The organism is Sphingomonas cavernae (genome assembly GCF_003590775.1).
GTDB lineage: Bacteria > Pseudomonadota > Alphaproteobacteria > Sphingomonadales > Sphingomonadaceae > Sphingobium_A > Sphingobium_A cavernae.
In genome coordinates this window covers 1,213,625-1,230,868 of the sequence record NZ_QYUM01000003.1, presented here as the reverse complement: position 1 = coordinate 1,230,868, position 17,244 = coordinate 1,213,625, and the positions used below count along the sequence as shown (strand labels likewise).

The following is a 17,244-nucleotide window of genomic DNA, read 5'->3' as shown; positions in this document are numbered from 1 at the left end:
CTCATGGAGCCACCGCCTCGTCTATCCAGGCCGGCACCGTTAAATAGATCGTACGGCTCCAGGCGTCGCGACTGGCGAGACACTGGTCGAGCGCGTCCTGTTGAGCCTCGGCCTTGCTGTCGCGCCAAGGCGCGAGCGGCCGACCGAACAGCATGAGGCGGAAGCGATTGGGGTACCGCATCAGTAGGCGGCCCAATCAATCTGGGCCTCTTCCAGGGCAATGTGCATTTCAGGCGTGGCGCCGAGCTCATTGAGCCGCTTCGAAACGGCCTTGAAATCACCTTCAGACGGATAGCCTCGATCCGTCGCGGCCGCGCGTGCGAGCTCACCGATACCGCCGTCGCGTGCCTTCTGCTCCAGCAACCAGCGTGCGAAGCTCGGCTTGGTCCGCGTGTAGCGCGAAGGGTTCGTGTCGAAAAAGGCCATGCTCTCTCTCCGTAGCGATCCGCCGACCGACTCGACGGGCTAAGGAGACTAGGCGGCGTGGACGAATTTGATCCAAAGCCGGATGGCAGCGAGATGGACCATGCCGAGGAAACTTGAGGGCGTTTGATCGTAGCGGGTGGCGACGGCACGATTGATTTTCAGCTTGCCGAACATTCGCTCAATGCCGTTTCGCTGCCTGTAGAGCTGCCGATCGTGCTCGATCCTTTCTCGGCGATTGGAGCGCGCCGGGATGACAGCCTGTATGCTGCGGCTCGCGAGATCGGCGCGAATGGCGTTGGTGTCGTAGCCTTTGTCGGCCAGCAGAGCCGCCGGAGCGCGGTCCGGCAGGCGGATCAGCGTGTCATAGGCCGTGCAGTCGGCGGCTTCACCACCAGTCAGGTGGAAGGCGACGGGGCGTCCTCGGGCATCAGCCAGACAGTGAAGCTTACTGGTGAACCCGCCCCGCGAGCGGCCAAGAGCGCGTCGACAAGTCCCCCTTTTCCGCCCGCTGCCGAGACATGGGCGCGAAGGGTGGTGCTGTCGATGCTGTAGTGTCCGGTGTCGGCCATGATCTCGGCAAGCGTCACCGACACGGCCTCCCAGACCCCGGCCTCGCTCCAACGACGGAACCGCCGGTAGATCGTGTTCCAATTGCCGTATTTTGGCGGGACATCGCGCCAAGCAGTCCCACAGCGCAGCCGCCAGAGTATGCCGTTGACTATCGAGAGATTCTGCTCAGGCCTGCGGCCGCGCCCTCGGTTCTCTGGCTCGATCGGCAGCAGACCCTTCAGAACGCGCCATTCTGCTTCGCTCAGATCGCCCCGGCTCAAACCTGCCTCCAAAAGGCAGCCTTGAATCAACCCACACCGTCCACGTCAACCAATTCGTCCACGCCGCCTAGAACAAAACTAGAACAAGAACAAAATGACCGGCGTCACTTCGCTGCGATCAACTTCACCGCGCAATCACCGTTGCGCAGCTCACCCATTGCCACGCCTGCGTCGATCGCGCCGAAGCCGTTGGACCCGCGATAGGTCATTGCGATCGCATGCACCCCGTTCTCGTTGGGCCCGATCTTGGTCGAGACGTGCTCGAAGCTGCCGGGGTTGCGCATCGTTTGCTTGAGGAGGCGCGAGAACGGGAGAACCTCTCCTGTTGCGCTGGCGCAATGCAGGCTCGCCACACGTCGCGCCGCAGTGTTCGTCTCGCGCTGCTGTTGCTCGACGAGCTCCGCGCGCGCCTGGTCAGCTTCGTACTGCTTCCGCTCGTCCGATTTCGGAATGATGCGGTCCAGCGTTCCAACCAGCAGGATGGCTCCCGCGCAAACGCCAACGAGCAGTGCTGTGCTCCCGCGTTTTTGCTTTTTCTCTTCCATACTTACCCCCTAAGACCTCAGATCGGCCGCATGAATGCGCCCAGGACGCGTGCGACTGGAATGTACTCTCCGTCGCTGTTGCCGATCGCCTCTTTGTGGACGTCCATGTCAGACGGATAGATCGCGCCCAAGCTGCCTTGGGCGGCGGCAAGATGACCGATCGCTCCCGGCTGCGGCGGTCGGAATGTGAAGCGCCCGATCACAAGCCCGCCGTAGACACGGAATATGCAGACGTTGCCTTCCAGCAGTTCCTCGGCGCGGATGTCCTGGCAAAAGACAAGCGACCCTCTCGACAGACCCGCCGAAGGGAAATCCGACAGCAGCCGTGACAGCCATAGGCCCGATGACACCCCCAGCATCGCGTGCAGCCAGTCCCGCCGAAAGGGCGTGGGATCAATTGGTTCGCCTTTGCCGTGGTCATCAATGTGTCGCAGGTCATATTCGGGAACCATCACCCAATCCGCGTTTTCGGCATCTATAACCGATAATCCGGATTTCTGTGGCCCATTCCCGGTCAATAACCAATCAACAGACACCCCTAACGCCTTGGCAATACGTACGGCGGCGTCGGCCTTGGCAATACCCTTGGCGATATAGTCGCTGATTGAACTATCTGAGTTTTCGGATTTTTCTGCCAGCCATTTCCGAGAACGGTCGCCCAGCGCGCGCAGAATTCGATCGCCCACCGGATTATCCGAGAAATGACGTTGACCGCCCCGAATTTTCGGCTTATCCGTATTTTCGGATTTTAATTCGGATTTTGCCACATGAACCTCATAAAAATGCATCCTGAGGATGTGAAAGCCGAAATTCGGAAACGATTTCGGACAGTTGCGTCCTTTGAGCGGAGCTTCAATCTGCCCGGCAAGTCGGTCACCGATCTGCTGCGCGGGTACAAAAGCCAGCGCGTGTCGGATGCTATCCAGTCTGTCATCAGCCGTCCGGTTTCCGAGTTTGTGCAATCCGAAGATTCGGATGTTAGCGAAAATGACAGTGCCGCGCACCGTCTAAATGCGGAGGCGCGCTAGACATGACGCCTCCTTCACACAACGAGCCCACGGGCCCCCTATCCCGATCTCGACAGCAGCGCGATCGCGGCGAAGATCGGCCTCGCGCTGACCGCGGCGCACGCTGCCGGCCGCTCGGACCTGGAAGACGAGAGTGCCTGAGCAACATCCAAGCACCGTCTCAGGGGCGCTTAAGAAGCCCTTTGCCGAACAGGTGGCGTTCTTTCGAGCCAAGCTCGGCAACCTCGTGCCGACCGAGCGCTGGGACGATCTGTGGGAGGAGCAGCACGATACCGGCTTCATGGTGGCCGGCGCGGCCAAGGCCGACCTGCTCTCCGATCTGGGCGCGGCGGTCGATCGCGCGATCGCCGAGGGCAAGAGCCTCGACGCGTTCCGCAAGGACTTCCGCACGATCGTCGAAAAACATGGCTGGCATGGCTGGACCGGCGAGGACACGGCGGCCGGCCGAGCGTGGCGTACACGCACGATCTATCGCACTAACGCCGCGACCAGCTATTCGGCCGGCCGGCGCGTGCAGCTCGAACAAGGCAACTTCTTCTTCTGGATCTACAGGCATGGGGGATCGGAGCATCCGCGCCTGGTTCACCTGAGCTGGAACGGGCTGGCGCTGCCGCCCGCTCATCCGTTTTGGGGCACACACTATCCACCGTCCGCCTTCAACTGCTCCTGCTATGTTGTGGGCGCGCGCAGCGAGCGCGGCGTGCGCCGTCTGGGCGGTGAGCCGGGCAAGGCATTGCCAAAAGGCTGGAATGCGATCGATCCCAAGACGGGCGCGCCGACCGGCATCGGCAAGGGTTGGGGCTATGCGCCGGGCGCTAGCGTCGCGACGATTGTCCAGGCGATGGCGGAAAAGGTCCGGCAATGGGATTACCGGATCGCCAAGGCGTTCATGGACAGCGTGCCCGCACGCCAGCGCGACGCGCTCGCCGCCAGCTATCGTTCGCTGCCGTCGACCGCCGACGATGCGCGTCGCTACGCGCAGCGCGTGATTGACGGAGCGGAGCTTGCCGAGATCGCGCCGGTCCAAACGCTCGGCCTGCTGAGCTCCGCGCAGTCCAGAGAGATCGGCACGATGAAGGGCGCCGACGTGGATCTGTTCGATTTCTCGCTCGCGCCTTCAGACATCAAGCATGTGCGCCGCCAGCATGGCGATGACGCGACCGAAGCGCGCCAGGGACAGCGCGCGATCGTCGCCCAGGATTATGCGGTGCTGCCCACGCTGCTCAACAAGCCGGACGCGATCGAGGATGCGGGCACGTCCGACCTCAACGAGCCGCTTGTGCGCTTGGTGCGCGAGATCCACGGTGAGCGGTTCAACGCCGTGTTTGCCGTGCGCCGCGGGCGTCGCACGCTCGCGCTCAAGACAATGTATGTTCATGTGAAGAGAGGCGCGCCCCCGCGCTAAACGTCCACATCCGTTTTCGGGTTATGAGCCCGACGCCACGATGCACGCGCCTCAAGGAAGGAATATAGCCATGTTTCGGGTTCAGTTCAACGAACAGCCGATCATCGATAGATTGCAGGCGGCTGAGCGACGCCTGGATGACCCTGCGCCGATGTATCAGGAGATCGGTGAGTATGTCGTCAACGCGACCAAGCAGCGTTTCGTGATCGGTGAGGCACCCAATGGAAGCAAATGGGCACCCAAGAGCCAGGTGACGATTGACCGTTACAAGGCAGCCGGCGACGGCAGTCGCACCAAGCCGCTGATTGGCCCGTCAAAGCGCCTATCGACCGAGGTTCACTACTTCTTCAGCCGGGCCGGCGTCGAGGTGGGCTCGGCGCTAGAATATTCGGGCGTCATGCAGGGCGGCGCGGCCAAGGGGGCGTTTGGAACGGACAGAAGCGGTCGGCCGATTCCCTGGGGCAATATTCCTGCGCGCGTCTGGCTGGGGCTGTCCGATCGCGACGATCGCGAGATCGTGGATATTGCCGACGACTATGTTGGCGAGCCGCTCGATAGTTGAGCAAACGGCGCCGAAAGATGTGTTGCGGCATCGGTGGAAATATCCCAGCCCGACGCGACATCGAACATCCTAAGCGCCAGTTCCAGCGACGAATCGGGCGTGTGGAAGTTGATGAACTCCCAGCTATTCGCGTCGAGTTGCAACTGGCGCCACATCTGCAGCAACTGGCCGTGCCATCGGCCTGCATATGTGAAAAACTGGTCCTTCCACATAGTGCATATGCCCAAGGCACCGGGATGTGACGGGTTTGAACCCGATGACGTAACTCGGAAAGCCGGCATTACGCCGTCTCGTGTGAGCATCGGCAGCGCTTCCTTCAACGTGAAGGGGCGACGGTTATCTGCAGCACCCAGGAGGGCTTCAGTAGCCTGCGGCGGATGCCAGATTGTGATGGTCATCCCGTCGCGAACAAGCGCTTCGACCAACGGAATGAAGTCGTCGTCACCTGCGAACAAGACGGCTGATTGCATGTTGCGGCGGAACGAATGCGTCAGCATGTCGACCGCCAGCCTGACGTCCACCTGCTTCTGGCGCCTGTTACGGGATTTGCCTTTCACTTCTCCCAGCGCAACGTGAAAGCGGTCCAGCGCTCGGATTTTGTCGAACTTTTCATGCTCGTCGGTAACGCGTCGCTCGTACGCGTCGCGCGGCTCGTTATGTTCCTGAGCCGAAATCGCGTCATAGTAAAACACCTTGTCGGCGCCGCTTGCGAACTGAGGATACAGAACCGTCAGTTCGTTCTCGTCGCCCGTAACGTCCTTGGACAGTTGTTTGACCGCGCTCCGCAGGGCTCCTCCGTCGATAAACAGATATTGCCTCTCTCGAACGCCGGCGCCCCCGCCGTGAATATATGACATTCTGCCCCTTCCGCGCATTTCGCAGGATGCCGCGATGGACGGTCACCCAAATGTGTGTGCCCACAGTTTGATTTCGCTGACCGGGAATGGCAATGTGGTAATGACGAAGGGCGCATAGCGCCGTTCCCGCCCGCCTAGGCGGGCATGTTTTCCCCTCCAAGCTCCGGGCAAGACGGTCTTCATGACCCGTCGTTCGCCTCATATCGCACTCTGCGCCGCGCTCGATCTCAGCGCGGATGGTGACGTTCCCGAATGGCTGCACCTGCTGCCCGCGGACGGCGCGCGCACGCATGATGGTCGCGGCCCCTATCGCATCCTGGATGCGACGCAGCTCATGGCCTCCTCGCTCAAGGACGGCGAAAAGCTCGTCCTGGACGAGAACCATTCCACCGACCTCGCGGCTCCCAAGGGTGAGCCCGCTCCCGCACGCGGTTGGATCGTCGAGCTGCAGCATCGCAGCGACGGCATCTGGGGCCGTGTCGAATGGACGGGCGAAGGCCGTCGCCTTGCCGGTGACAAGGCCTATCGCGGCGTTTCGCCAGTGATCTCGCATCGTCAGGACGGCGTGATCACGCGGATCCTGCGCGCCAGCCTCACCAACAAGCCGAATTTGGTCGGCCTCACCTCGCTTCACCAGGAGGACAATCACATGGATCTTAAGGAAAGGCTGCTCGAGGCATTGGGCCTCGACAGCGCTGCCGACGACGACGCGATCATCGCGGCGTTGAAGGCCAAGCTCGAGGCTGGCGGTAAAGCCGCGCCCGAGGCAGTAACGGCGGCGTTGCAGTCGGCGCTGGCGCCGATCGCCCAGGCAGCCGGTCTGGCGACCACTGCGGATGCCGCGGCGGTGCTGGCGGGTGTTCAGCAGCTCGTGACCGACAAGGGCGGCGACAAGGTCATGGCCCTGCAGTCGCAGCTCGTCGACGTCACCCAGCAGCTCAATGATCTGCGCGACGACGGCAAGCGCGAGCGCGCCGAAGCGTTCGTCGATACGGCGATCGCAGCCAAGCGCGTCGGCGTGAAGGCGGTGCGACACGCGGCGCGCCTGCCGGTACGCCGGTCGCTGGCATTCCCGCCGAGGACGTTGCGGACGCCGTCGGGCAGGTAAACAATCCCGTCTCTGGTCTCGTAGCCCAGACGGCGCGGATCGACGAAATCCTGGTCGACGTCACGGAATTGCAGGAGACCTATGGCGATACAGCGAGCGCCGCCGTCAGCGCCGCAGCGGCAGAGGCGGCCAAGCTCGTCGCCCAGGGTGCGGAGACGAACGCCAACGGCTACGCCGGCGCCGCAGCCGCTTCGGCTGCGAATGCCGATGCATCCGAGGCCGGTGCGGCTTCGAGTGCCCTGGTCGCTGCCCAGTGGGGCAATGAGGCCAAGGGGATCACTCAGGCCAACCGCAGTTTCGAGCTTGGTTTCGACGGGTGGGCGCCGCAGGTCACCGGCAGCGGCGAGTGGCCTTCGCATGTAACTACTACGGGCAGCGAGTTCGGCATCCCGACTGGTTGGCTAGTGGTTCAAGCAGGCGCTCAGGCCCAAATCTACAGCAAGACCGAATACAAGGTCGATCCGGCGCGAAAATACAAATTTCGCTGCCGTGTGGGCGCCTGGCGCGCGGTTGGCGGCGGCGGATCCGTTATGTACGTCGGTTTCGTCGGCATAGGTGTCGACGGAAACCCAGTTAATCACGGGGCGTTTGGCAGCTACCGCTATTGCTTGGTCACCGGGACCACCATCCTGAACGGCGCGACTCCCGTGTTTGAGGTGATCGTCACCGGTGAGGGCAACGATAGCTGGGTCAAGTTCCCGCCTGGAACCGTTCGGATCAAGTTGATGGCGATCGTCAACTATCCCGGCTCGTCGCCGGATATTGCAGGCTACGTCGACTTCATCGAGTTCGAGGACGTCACCGAAAGCCAGGCTGCCAATGCCAGTGCCAATGCAGCCGCATCGAGCACCGCATCAGCGGGCGCGCATGCAGCGCTTGCCCAAAGCAGCGCGATCCTTTCCGCCCAGATTGGCGGCAACAGCATCAACAAGAACCCCTTGTTTGCCGACACCGCCGCGGACGGGACGCCTGGGCAGTGGAGCATCTGGAATGCGCCGCCCGCCAAGTCTCGTCAGCCTGGCTATGAGAGCCCGTACTGCCTTCAGATTTCGGCGGCCGACAATGCAAACAGCGGTTACACCCAGACCGTTACCGTTGCGCCGGGCAAGTACCTATTGGAGGCTGCCGTCGAGCTAGTGGCGGGTATCCGCTTCGAAGGCTCGGGAATGCATCTCGCGGTGTACGACGCGACGGGTACCGGTGCTGCCCAGTCGTGGAACTTCGATTTTTGCGCCGAGCCGACCACCAACGGAGAGGTTCTCCGCGACGGCGCAATAGTCGCGAACAAGGTTTACCGATTCTCGAAGCTGATCGACATTACTCTGTCCGCGGCACGGACCGGGTATCTGTACTTCATGAACAACTGGGAGGGCTTTTCCCCCGGTGGAGCCGGTCGCTACGCCAAGACGCTGAAATGGCATAGGGTGTCTCTCAGACCTGCCTCAGATCCTGACATTCAGGCGGCATCGGTGAAGCAACTGGCGGGGGCGCTCGCTTCAATTCAGGGGCGCACCGAGGCCTATTGGCAGACCGAACTGAACGCCAGCTCCGGCGCGTCCGCGTTCATGGCGGCGCGGGTGAACACGAACGATCCGACCCTCGTACCCGTTGATCTGATGTTCCTTTTCTCCGCCGTGCGCCCCGTCCAGATCGCGACGGAGATATCGCCTCGTTGCGTGAGGAAGGTGGGCGGCGAGTCCGCTTGGGGGCAGTTCATCTGTTACACCAAGCAGCGCTATACCAATCACGCCTATGTCGAAGCCAGCTTCGGCGTAGGGGCCGCGGCGTTCATCGGTCTGAATTCGGATGCCTACCCGGGCTATTGGGCCAACATGGACTACGGCATCCACCAGGACGGCGCGACAACGATTGTAGTCTATGAAAATGGTACCTTCATCGCCTCGTATTTCAACGACGCGAAACCGACAGATCGGTGGTCGATCCGGCACGTGGGCAGCGCGGTCCAGTATGCCCGCAATGGCAAGGTTTTCCGCGTCGTGGCGGCGCCAGGGAGTGTGACCTACTACGCTCAAGTCGACATCTACAACGTCGGCGCCGAGGTGAACAACCTCGTCTTCTCATCGCAAGGCCCGTCCTGGGCGAGCAGCGTGGCGTTCGGGGCCGATGAGATCAGCCTTTGGAACCCCGCGGGCGGCGGCCTTTGGAAGAAGGCGGCGGCAGTCGCGGGCGGCGATGCGACGTTCTATGGCAACCTCAACGTCGGCGGCGGCATCTATGTCGGCGGGCTCAAGATCCCCGTTGCGCTGCAGGCGTTCAACATCAGCGTCTATGACGGGCAGGTTGTCAGCTATGGCGCGTCCCTCGGCACTATTCCTCTCCTGACGCCCGATTTTTCCGGCTTTCCTGCGCTGCCATCCGGGCAAAGCTACGTGTTTCGCGCCGAGAGCCACACGCCCACCGGCTTCACTGCTCGCGTCAAGAAGAGCACAGCGGCGACGCCGACGACATCGACCACGGGCGCGGGCACGAGCCCCGGCACTGGCCCCACCTTTCAGGCTAACAAGGCCGTCGCCAGCGATGCCTATGACGGCAATTACTCCTTCCGCGTGACGGGCACGATGTACCGCCAGACCGACACCGTTGACATCGGCGACGGCGGGCCGGTGAAGACGGTTTATCACGGCTACATCAGGTTCCAGTCGTGGTTCCGTCCTGCAGGCGGAAGCTGGACCGAAGGCCCGATCGTCCAGGTCAATGCGGGCGCGGGCACCGATGGCAATCAGCCCTACGACAAGACGTTCATCGCCAATTTCGGCAGCGCGATCGGGCTCGATGCGTCGAACACCGAATTCGGCGTCAGCATCAGTTCCACTTATGGCGTGGGTATCAACACACTCACCGGCCTGACCAGCGTGAGCCACACCTATTACAGCGGCGCGACCGAGAGCACGGCGACGCCCGGAAACCTGCCTCTCCTTCCTCTCAGGGTGAACCCGCAAAATGGCTGAGACGCTCGAAGACGCGCTGATCGCGCAAGGACTGGAGGTCGCGGCACATTACCCCTGCGAGCGGTGCAGCCGTCAGGTGGCTCCATTCGCGATGCTGCGATCGGGCGACGTGTTCCTCTGCACTGGGTGCCTGACCGACCTGGCGCGCGAAACCACCGCAGCAGCCGAAGCGGCCGACCTCACCATCGCGTGCGATAGGAAATGGGCCGAGATCAAGGAAGCGCGCCAGCGGGCCGAGGGCGCGGGTGTCGATATCGGCTTGGGCCATATGCAGAGCGATGCTGACAGCCGCAGGCGCGTTTTCGAGGCCATGCCGTTTGCTCAAACGGCGTTGGCGGAAGGGCAGGCCTACAGCCGCCTTTGGACGATGACTGATAACACCAATGTCCCACATTCCGCCGAGCAGATCATAGCGGCCGGCAAGGCGATGGATGCGCTGACGGCCGCCTGCAACAACACCGCCCAAGCGCTGCGCGCGCAGATCGAGACGGCCGAGACGATCGCCGCGATCGACGCGATCGCGTGGCCTGTTCCTCCTGAAGGAGAATGATGATGGAAGAACTCCAGGCCCTGCTCGCGTCTGACGAATTCGAGGAGGTCCGCGCTCAACTGGAAGCGCTGGAACCGCTGCTGCTGGTCGACCAACGTATCGGCCCGCACTTGATGGCGTTCCGCACCGGCATGTTCGCCCTGGCCGGCATGGGCCTCACGCCGGCCGAGCCGACCCCGCCACCCGCAGAGCCCGTGCCTTGAGCAGCGTCGATCCCGTCTTTGCCCAATGGCTTCAGTCCGAAGGGCTTTGGGCGATCCAGACCGACGCGCCACGTGCGGCGCAATGGGGGGAGCAGGCGATAACCGCGGAGCGCATGACGGCTCTGGCGTTCAAGGCAGACGCGGTTGACGAGGCGGCCCGCCAGCTCGCGTTCCTTGGCGGTCCGCTCGCCGAAGACGAGCATCTGCTGCCGGGGCGCTGGCGACACCGCAAGGGTCAGGTGGTGACGCTCACCATCGGCCGCCTCGGTTACGACGCCGGCAAGGCGGTGTTCGTTCTGGACGCGCAGGACGATCTCGCCCGCGGTCTGTCGACCGTCACCGTGCTTTGCCGGCTGTAGGAGGCGCATCGTGGCGAACCTGATCATCGTACCACCGGCCCCGATCGCGGCGATCGTCGCATCACGAGGAACCGGGGCGGCCAACCTGCTGACGAGCTCGCCCAAGGAAGTCTGGGTCGACATCGCAGTGGGTAGCGCCGTCAACATCGATATCGACCTGGGCGCGGCGCGCTCGATCGATACCGTCTTGCTTGGGCATATCCACGGACCTGCGCCCGGTGCCGTGTGGACGATCACGGGCGGCGTTGCGGCGTACGCCGAGACAGTGCTGAAGGCGTCGGGACCGCTCAGGGCGGCCGACGCGGCCGGGCAGCAGCCCTCACTCAGCCATGCGCTGTGGCATGGCGCTGCTACGGACGTCCGCTATCTCCGCCTGTCCATAACGCAGCCCGCGGGCGCGCCGATGTTGATGGCGGGAATCGCGCTCGTCGGCGCCGCGTTCACACCCGCGCTCAACAAGGAATGGGGCAGCGGGCGCCGGCCGATCGACAACAGCACCGTGACGCCGCTGCCCGATGGCGGCTTCGCCGTGGTCGAGGGCGCGAGAAAGATGGGCTTCGCCTGGACGTTCGGCGATCTCTCCGACGCTGAAGCCGACCGGCTGCAGGCCGTCGCGCTCGATGTCGGCGAGTCGCGCCCCGTCCTGGTCGTCGAGGATCCCGCGCCCACCACAGGGCTCAGGAATCGCATCCACTACGGCCTGTTTGAGAAGCTGCGCCAGTTCGAGCGCCGCAACCGCATACAGACCCGCTGGGAATTCGGAATGGAGGAATGGGTATGAGCAAACGGAGAAAGGCGGCGACGATCGACGCCCCCCAGACGTTGACGGAGGGGACCGCACAGGTCGTTCGCTATGCCGCACTCGAGCGCGAGATGGAGCGTTGCGAGGCCGTCGCCGAAGCCGGGATAGCCGCGATTAAGGCCGGCCTCGCCGTCGAGCTCGCCAAACATAAAGAGGCCATGAAGCCCCTGTTCAAGCAGCTCGCGGCTTGGTGGGCAGCCAACCAGGGTGAGCTGACGAAGGGCAAGCGGCGCTCGATCGACATCGCGGGCGTCACAATGGGCGAGCGCCGCACGCCGCCCAGCCTGAAGCTGCCCAAGGACGTGTCGGCCGAGGACATGATCGCAAAGCTGTTCGGGGCGAAGCGGCCCGAGCTGGTGAAGACCCAGCACAGCCTCGACAAGGCGGCCATCATCAAGCTGCTCGGCAGCGACGATCATGCCGAAGCGCTCGAGGCCCTCGGCCTCGCGCTGTCGCAGAAGGACGAATTCTTCATTGCGATCGGCGCGGCGGAGCAACCCGTCGACATGGACAAGGAAGACGCCTCCCTCGCTGCTTGAAGGGGGAGGCCGGGGCGCGCCAACGCCCCTCAGCCGCAGGAAGGAAGCCCTGCACCTCGCACCGCCGCGGCGGTGCTCAGTTCCCCCACCGGGCGCCCCGGCGGGGAAGCGAATAGGTGCCAATGATGAAGGAGTCGATTAGGTGCGCCTCGTGCGGTGCGCTGTTATTCAAGGCCGAGACAAACGCCATCGCGGCCGCTATCGAAATCAAGTGCCGCCGTTGCGGCGCGATCAACACCATGAGGCCAGTGAGCCCCAGCACGACCGTCGCTAGAACGGCTGAAGGGAAATGACCTTGTGGATCTACACACCCAATTTACGCCCGACGCCGCCGATCTGCGCGGTATCTCCCTCTGCGCTGGATATGGTGGGCTCGACCTCGGCCTCCATATCGCGGAGCCCAGATATCGCACTGTGGGTTACGTCGAGCGGGAAACCCATGCTTCGGCCACTCTCGTGGCGAGGATGGCGGACGCGGCCTTGGCTCAGGCGCCTATATGGGACGATCTGCGATCCTTTGACGGCCTCGCGTGGCGCGGCCGAGTTCATCTCGTCGCTGCCGGTTATCCCTGCCAACCGTTCAGCCAGGCCGGCAAGCGTCGCGGCTCGGCCGATCCGCGACATCTCTGGCCCGAGGTCGCGCGCGTGGTCTCGGAAATCGAACCCGATTGGGTCTTTTGCGAGAACGTCGAGGGCCACCTCGATGTGGGATTCGCCGACGTCGTCGAATGCCTTCAAGGTATGGACTACCGCGTTAAGGCAGGACTGTTCACGGCGCGAGAAGCAGGCGCGAGCCACAGGCGTCGCCGCCTCTTCATCTTGGCCCACGCCGACCGCCAGCGATGCCGGTTACTTTCCGGAGCTGCTGGTAGGACCGGCGACGATCCATCTGTCGAAGCCGTTGGATATCGCCGACGGGAGTTGCGGTCAGTATGCGATCAACACGGCCAGCCGGTCGTGGACGCTGCTCTGGCTGACGCTGAAGGCGCTGGGGGTCCGCCCGGAGTGCCTGTCATCCCCATCTTCGCCCCCGGTCCTGCTGAGCTTCAAGCATGGGCCGACATCCTCGACGGCCGGCCTGATCTCCAACCCGCAATTCTACGAGCATCTGATGGGCTGGCCGATCGGGTGGACCGATCCCGAGGTGCCGGTAACGGAGTTTGCAGTCTGGCTGCAGCGCTCGCGTGGGCAACTCTCAAAGCTGCTTTCGATGCGAACGGCTAAGCAGGCTCTGAGCGGCGAGTTAGAGGCGTCTTAGCGGAGAGACAATGCGGCGGGGTTTTGCTGCCCCGCCGTTCCTGTTAGGGCTGCGCAATCGGTTTTCCAGTGCTCTAGAATGTCTTGTCAAACACTCCAGAAGCTCCTGTCACGCTACATCGGCAATGGCTATTTGAACCGTGCAGATCACAAGCGAAGCGTTGATCGAAAAATCCGATCAGCGCGGGCGCACTGATTGAGGGGATTTTTCCCGCAGGGCTGACCTTCCTGAACTTTGAAAGCCGGCGAAGCTCCGAAGCCGGATCGAGGTGGGAACCGCCCCTATCCTTCGAACGTCGGAATAACCTTCGGGATCTGATTGTCAGGCCCCACAGGCGAGTCATGCTCCTCGACGATGCACACGGGGTTGCTGTTCGATGCGAAGAGCTTCCGCTCGTCCTCAAGGCGGTGCTGCAGCATCGCCGGATCGGCGAGCCCCTTCATCGCAGCCTCGAAATCCGCGCGCGTGTTCCACCAGATTTCCATGATGCAGTCATAGCCAGGATGGATCACCTCACCCGTCAGCGGATTGGGTTGGGGCGTGACATAGCGCCGCACATAACGCTGCGCATTGGGCAGCGCGGGCTTGGCGCCGAGCTTCTTTGAGAGCTGCGAGTGCTGGTTCTCGTAATAGTCCATGAACGCCTGCATGGACATGTCGTCGCGCTTTTTCAGGAAGACGATCTGCTTGATCATCGCATTGCCTCCTCGTTGAATCAGCCCGCGCGAATTTCGAGCACGCTGCCCTCCCCATCGCCCGCGACGTAGAGCGTGCCGTCCGCAGCCACAGTCACGTCGGCGAAGGGGATCATCGGTCCCGCCATATCGCCAATCGGGCCAAGGAACTTTGGCTTCACGCCCTGGGGCGCGCCAACGGGCAGGTTCGATGCGACCGCGCTTTGTGCACCCGTCGCGGCATCGACGGTGATCAGCGCCTTCGCGGTCGTATCGACGACGAACAGCTTGCCGCCGCTCACCGCGAGCCCTTCGGGCCGCCCAAGCCCCTCGACCACCGTCTCGGCCTTGCCGCGCGCAAGTTTTGCCACCCTGCCCGCGCCCGCTTCGGCGACATAGACGGTACCATCCGCGTCAATCGCGACGCCCATCGGCTTGTCGAGACCACTAGCCAGCTCTCTGACAGCGCCGCCTTCGGCCGAGAGCACCCTGCCCGTGCCATATTCGGCAAAGACCACCGCGCCGCCCGGCGCGACCGCGACGCCCATCAACTGGTCGTAACCATTGGCAAGGAAATCGCTTTCGCCTGCGGCAGGCCGGTAGCGCGCCACTGCGCCGAGCCCTGTCGTCACCACCCATTCGCCGGCCACCGCGCCGGGCGCGACACCACGCAGATAACCGGGGCAGCCGGGATAGAAGATCATCCCCGCCAGTTCGAGATTGCTGCCGGGCCGAAGCGTGTACCCAAAGGTGCCATCCGCCACGAAGATCGCGCCGTCCGCCCCAACCGCCAGCCCCAGCGGCCATTGCAGCGCGCGGGGAACGACCGGGCGGACCTTGCCGGCGCCAAGGATCTCGGTGATCTCGCCGGGAATGCTCGAAACAAAGATCCGGTCGCCAACAAAGGTGACATTGTCGAGCCCGGGCCCCAGATCGGCCAGCACTTCGCGCGCGCCGCTGACGGGGTCGATCCTCAGCACCTGACCGCTCGCCACCTGCGTGGTGACGATCCGTCCCTTGCTGTCGAACTTTACCGAGTCAGGCACACCCAGATCGCCCGCGACGACTTCGGGCGCGCCACCGTCGAGGCTCACGCGCCAGATCTCGTTGGTCCCCATCACCGGGAAATAGAGCTTGCCGTCGGGCCCGACCTGAAAGGCGTTGGCCATCGGCACATTGTCGACGATGACGCGGGGGGCGCCGCCATCGAGGCTGAGTTCCATGATCCGCGCGCCGACGCGGCATTCGCCCGCGATCAGCCGGCCCTGATGCCAGGTGATCGGATTGGCGACGGGCATGTCTCCCTGAATGACGCGCACGCTGCCGTCGGGCGTGCGCATACACACGCGACCTTCGGTGATCTCGGTCAGGTACAGGTTGCCGGCTTCGTCAAAGACAAGATCGTCGGGCGCGACGATATCGCCGCCCATCGCGCTGATCGTCTCGATCGCGCCGCTGTCGACGCCGATCGCGCTGACCTGGCTGCCGCCGACCTGCGCGACATAGACGCGCCCGTCGGCCCCGGTTGTCAGCCCGTTTGCGCCATACAGGCGGCTGGGCGGCGTGAGCCGTTCGATCGTCCAGCCCTCGGCTGCGATTGCCGAGCCCGAAGCCGCGTACCGGCTTGCCTGCGATGCCATGCCTTATTCGGCCGCCTGTGCGGGCGCGTAGCCGAGCAGCGACTTGGTCTCCAGATATTCAAGGAACCCGTGCTCGCCCCATTCGCGGCCATTGCCGCTGCGCTTGTAGCCGCCAAAGGGCGCGTGGAAGTCGAAGCCGCCGTTGATGCTGATCCAGCCCGTCCGCATCCGGCGCGCCACCGCGCGGCATTTCTCGAGATCGCTGCCGTTGACATATCCGGCGAGGCCGAACTCGGTGTCATTGGCGATCTCGACGGCGTGATCGACATCGTCATAACCGATGATGACGAGCACCGGCCCGAAGATCTCCTCGCGCGCGATGACCATGTCGTTGGTGCCGACGAAGACGGTCGGCTTGACGAACCAGCCCTTGTCCAGCCCCTCGGGACGCCCAGGACCGCCGGCGACGACCGTGGCGCCCTCTTCCAGACCCTTGCGGATATAATCCTGGATGATGTTGAACTGGCTCTTGGAGACGACCGGGCCCATCGCGACATTGCCCTTGGGATCGCCTACGGTAACACCTTCCGCCGCGGCCCTGGCTGCTGCAATCGCCTCGTCCATCCGCGAAGCCGGGACCAGAAGCCGCGAACCGGCGCTGCAGGTCTGTCCCGAATTGCCCATCATGCCTGCGGTCGCGCCCGCGACGTTCGTAGCGAGTTGATCGTCGTCGAGCACGATGAACGGGCTCTTGCCTCCCAGTTCGAGCCCGACGCGCTTCACCGTTGTCGCCGCGTCCTTCTGGATCTGGACGCCCACCGGCTCCGAGCCGGTGAAGGAGACCATGTCGACATCCTCATGCGTCGAGAGCGCGGCGCCGATAACGCTGCCGCTGCCCTGGATCATATTGAACACGCCCGCAGGAACACCGGCCGCATGCAGGATCTCCGCAAGGATCTGCGCCGAGAAAGGCGCGAGCTGCGGCGGCTTCAGGATCATGGTGTTGCCGGTGGCGAGTGCAGGGAAGATCTTGACGCAGGTCTGGTTCATCGGCCAGTTCCACGGCGTGATGAGCGCGCAGACGCCGATCGGCTCCTTGGCGATCACCGTCGCGCCGTGCTGCTCGTCGAACCTGAAATCCTTCAGCACCTCGATCGCGGTCTGGAGGTGGCCTGCGCCAAGACCGACGTGAAAGCCGTGGGCAAGCGACGAGGGCGCGCCCATTTCCTCCATGATCGCATCGCCGATTTCGGTCTGGCGCTTCGCATATTCGGCCTGGATCGCGCCGAGCAGATCGAGCCGTTGCTCGCGCGTGGTCTGTGACCAGCTTGCAAAGGCCTTGCGTGCGGCGGCAACCGCCTTGTCGACATCGGCGACCGAGCCCAGCGAAATTCGACCCGCGGCCTCTTCGGTGGCCGGGTTGATGACATCCGCCGTCTTCGGTTCGACCGGGTCGACCCATCGGCCGTCGATGTAGAACTTCAGATACTCGCGCATGTCATCCCTCTCCGTTCTTAATCCTCCCCGAACTTGTTCGGGGAGGGGGACC

20 protein-coding genes and 1 pseudogene are annotated in these 17,244 nt (G+C 63.5%); 11 read left to right on the top strand and 10 right to left on the bottom strand.

The window, feature by feature from the left end:
• Position 1: 1 nt before the first annotated feature.
• The 6 genes and pseudogenes from D3876_RS13545 to D3876_RS13525 form a co-directional block, all read right to left on the bottom strand.
• Positions 2–181, bottom strand: coding sequence for a hypothetical protein (locus D3876_RS13545; protein ID WP_119762980.1), 180 nt, complete (start codon positions 179–181; stop codon positions 2–4).
• On the bottom strand, positions 181–426 hold the full coding sequence (locus tag D3876_RS13540; protein ID WP_119762978.1) for a hypothetical protein: 246 nt from the start codon (positions 424–426) through the stop codon (positions 181–183). The genes D3876_RS13545 and D3876_RS13540 overlap by 1 nt, the downstream gene beginning before the upstream one ends.
• 48 nt (positions 427–474) lie before the next feature.
• Positions 475–1,047: an IS5 family transposase gene (locus tag D3876_RS13535; RefSeq protein ID WP_238475177.1), complete on the bottom strand. Its 573-nt coding sequence runs from the start codon at positions 1,045–1,047 to the stop codon at positions 475–477.
• Positions 1,048–1,076: 29 nt separating this feature from the next.
• Positions 1,077–1,256: pseudogene (locus tag D3876_RS20905) on the bottom strand (transposase); the annotation flags it as partial.
• A gap of 104 nt (positions 1,257–1,360) precedes the next feature.
• Positions 1,361–1,801: a hypothetical protein gene (locus D3876_RS13530; RefSeq protein WP_119762976.1), complete on the bottom strand. Its 441-nt coding sequence runs from the start codon at positions 1,799–1,801 to the stop codon at positions 1,361–1,363.
• Positions 1,802–1,818: 17 nt separating this feature from the next.
• Positions 1,819–2,805 carry a helix-turn-helix domain-containing protein gene (locus D3876_RS13525; RefSeq protein ID WP_147417662.1) on the bottom strand — a complete coding sequence of 329 codons (987 nt, stop codon included), beginning with the start codon at positions 2,803–2,805 and terminating at the stop codon, positions 1,819–1,821.
• 157 nt (positions 2,806–2,962) lie between these two features.
• Here D3876_RS13525 and D3876_RS13515 point away from each other — a divergent pair, with 157 nt between their 5' ends.
• Complete coding sequence (locus D3876_RS13515; protein WP_119762970.1) at positions 2,963–4,234, top strand: phage minor head protein; 1,272 nt, start codon at positions 2,963–2,965, stop codon at positions 4,232–4,234.
• A gap of 70 nt (positions 4,235–4,304) precedes the next feature.
• Positions 4,305–4,796 carry a phage virion morphogenesis protein gene (locus tag D3876_RS13510; RefSeq protein ID WP_182912012.1) on the top strand — a complete coding sequence of 164 codons (492 nt, stop codon included), beginning with the start codon at positions 4,305–4,307 and terminating at the stop codon, positions 4,794–4,796.
• On the opposite strand, the gene D3876_RS13505 is transcribed toward D3876_RS13510, so the two are convergent.
• The gene (locus D3876_RS13505) at positions 4,769–5,653 is read right to left on the bottom strand and encodes an NYN domain-containing protein (RefSeq protein ID WP_182912011.1); all 885 of its coding nucleotides are present in this window, start codon (positions 5,651–5,653) and stop codon (positions 4,769–4,771) included. The two genes, D3876_RS13510 and D3876_RS13505, sit on opposite strands and share 28 nt — an antisense overlap.
• Before the next feature lie 181 nt (positions 5,654–5,834).
• Between D3876_RS13505 and D3876_RS13500 the strand changes: the two genes are divergently transcribed.
• The 9 genes from D3876_RS13500 (at position 5,835) to D3876_RS21255 (ending at position 13,407) form a co-directional block, all read left to right on the top strand.
• The gene (locus D3876_RS13500) at positions 5,835–6,761 is read left to right on the top strand and encodes a phage protease (RefSeq protein ID WP_119762964.1); all 927 of its coding nucleotides are present in this window, start codon (positions 5,835–5,837) and stop codon (positions 6,759–6,761) included.
• A gap of 68 nt (positions 6,762–6,829) precedes the next feature.
• A complete protein-coding gene (locus D3876_RS13495; protein ID WP_119762962.1) occupies positions 6,830–9,730 on the top strand; it encodes a hypothetical protein in 2,901 nt (966 codons plus the stop codon).
• The gene (locus D3876_RS13490; RefSeq protein ID WP_119762960.1) at positions 9,723–10,280 is read left to right on the top strand and encodes a DUF4376 domain-containing protein; all 558 of its coding nucleotides are present in this window, start codon (positions 9,723–9,725) and stop codon (positions 10,278–10,280) included. The genes D3876_RS13495 and D3876_RS13490 overlap by 8 nt, the downstream gene beginning before the upstream one ends.
• Positions 10,281–10,282: 2 nt before the next feature.
• Positions 10,283–10,483, top strand: a complete 201-nt coding sequence (locus D3876_RS13485; RefSeq protein WP_147417661.1) for a hypothetical protein — start codon at positions 10,283–10,285, stop codon at positions 10,481–10,483.
• Positions 10,480–10,842 carry a hypothetical protein gene (locus tag D3876_RS13480; protein WP_119762956.1) on the top strand — a complete coding sequence of 121 codons (363 nt, stop codon included), beginning with the start codon at positions 10,480–10,482 and terminating at the stop codon, positions 10,840–10,842. The genes D3876_RS13485 and D3876_RS13480 overlap by 4 nt, the downstream gene beginning before the upstream one ends.
• 10 nt (positions 10,843–10,852) lie before the next feature.
• Positions 10,853–11,623, top strand: a complete 771-nt coding sequence (locus D3876_RS13475; RefSeq protein ID WP_119762954.1) for a hypothetical protein — start codon at positions 10,853–10,855, stop codon at positions 11,621–11,623.
• On the top strand, positions 11,620–12,183 hold the full coding sequence (locus D3876_RS13470; RefSeq protein WP_182912010.1) for a host-nuclease inhibitor Gam family protein: 564 nt from the start codon (positions 11,620–11,622) through the stop codon (positions 12,181–12,183). The genes D3876_RS13475 and D3876_RS13470 overlap by 4 nt, the downstream gene beginning before the upstream one ends.
• A 122-nt stretch (positions 12,184–12,305) precedes the next feature.
• Positions 12,306–12,476: a Com family DNA-binding transcriptional regulator gene (locus D3876_RS21260; protein WP_147417660.1), complete on the top strand. Its 171-nt coding sequence runs from the start codon at positions 12,306–12,308 to the stop codon at positions 12,474–12,476.
• 4 nt (positions 12,477–12,480) lie between these two features.
• On the top strand, positions 12,481–13,407 hold the full coding sequence (locus D3876_RS21255; protein WP_220475463.1) for a DNA cytosine methyltransferase: 927 nt from the start codon (positions 12,481–12,483) through the stop codon (positions 13,405–13,407).
• Between the two features lie 315 nt (positions 13,408–13,722).
• Here the strand turns inward: D3876_RS21255 and D3876_RS13455 are convergent, their stop codons facing one another.
• From D3876_RS13455 to D3876_RS13445, 3 genes are read right to left on the bottom strand one after another with little or no spacing between them, the layout of a single operon-like run.
• Positions 13,723–14,136 carry an EthD domain-containing protein gene (locus D3876_RS13455; RefSeq protein WP_119762946.1) on the bottom strand — a complete coding sequence of 138 codons (414 nt, stop codon included), beginning with the start codon at positions 14,134–14,136 and terminating at the stop codon, positions 13,723–13,725.
• Positions 14,137–14,156: 20 nt separating this feature from the next.
• Positions 14,157–15,755, bottom strand: coding sequence for an SMP-30/gluconolactonase/LRE family protein (locus tag D3876_RS13450; protein WP_119762944.1), 1,599 nt, complete (start codon positions 15,753–15,755; stop codon positions 14,157–14,159).
• A 3-nt stretch (positions 15,756–15,758) separates the two neighbouring features.
• Entirely contained in the window at positions 15,759–17,192 is a 1,434-nt protein-coding gene (locus D3876_RS13445) for an aldehyde dehydrogenase family protein (protein ID WP_119762942.1), read from the bottom strand.
• Between the last annotated feature and the right edge of the window lie 52 nt (positions 17,193–17,244).